The sequence below is a fragment of the Micromonospora sp. ATLC20 genome (genome assembly GCF_057196585.1).
Map to the genome: position 1 here is coordinate 1 of NZ_JBXUOV010000398.1, position 886 is coordinate 886.

General features: G+C 77.4%; 1 tRNA gene and 2 pseudogenes. All 3 read right to left on the reverse strand.

Features of this window, described 5'->3' with window-relative positions:
* Positions 1 to 370, reverse strand: a pseudogene (locus AC2CHG_RS31580) (L-seryl-tRNA(Sec) selenium transferase); the annotation flags it as partial.
* A gap of 24 nt (positions 371 to 394) precedes the next feature.
* Positions 395 to 490, reverse strand: a tRNA-Sec gene (locus tag AC2CHG_RS31585).
* Positions 491 to 535: 45 nt separating this feature from the next.
* Positions 536 to 886, reverse strand: a pseudogene (locus tag AC2CHG_RS31590) (NrfD/PsrC family molybdoenzyme membrane anchor subunit); the annotation flags it as partial.

Consider the following 886-nt stretch of genomic DNA (forward strand, 5'->3'; position numbering starts at 1 on the left):
CGTCGAGCGCCTCCCGGCCGCGCCGCGCCCGCCGGCCGGTCCGCAGGTCCAGCTCCACGTCGGTGTGCCCGGCGGCGGCGACCAGCGCGTCCACGGCGGACGGGGCGAGCGGGGCGCGCCCCAGGTTGGTGTGCAGCACGACGCCGGTGGCGTTGAGCACCGGGCGGGGCGTACGGCCGGGCAGGTCCGCCAGCGCCGCGTCGCGTACCTGATCGGGGCTCAGCTCGCCGCGCCGCGCGCGGGTCTGCGCGCTGACGATCGCGGCCTTGACCCGGTCGCGGCCGAGCGTCGCGGCGGCGGCGGCCAGCGCGGGATCGGCGAGCAGCGCGTCGGTGCGCGGCACCCGCCGTCGCGGGTCGACCTCACGCATCGGCGCACTCCCGGGAACGGTACTTGGCGGAGACGGACGGGAATCGAACCCGCCTGGCCCGGGTCCCGGACCACACCGGTTTTGAAGACCGGGAGGGGCACCAGCCGCCTGAACGCCTCCACGCAGCAGTCAACCACAGCGGACGGCAGGCCGCCCGGGGAGGTGTCAGACCTGGTCGGCGACCCGCCGGTCGGCGCGTTCGCGCTGCGGCACCACCGTGTACCGCGGATCGCGTGCCGAGGCGACCCCGCCGTGGAAGATGCCGAACCGGGTGCACACCGACGCGGCGATCAGCGCGCCGCCGGACAGCACGGACAACACGCGGCTGCGGCGGCCGAGCAGCGCGCCGACCACACCGGCGGCGGTCAGCGCCCGGCCCGCGCGCAGCAGCTTTCCGGGTGTGCCCTGGGTGTAGGGCTCGCTGAGCAGGCCGAGCCGGTTCTCCACCCGGTGCGAACCCCACAGCTCCATCGCCGCGCCCGCGACCGCGAGGCGCCGCGCCGGACCGGCCTGCGC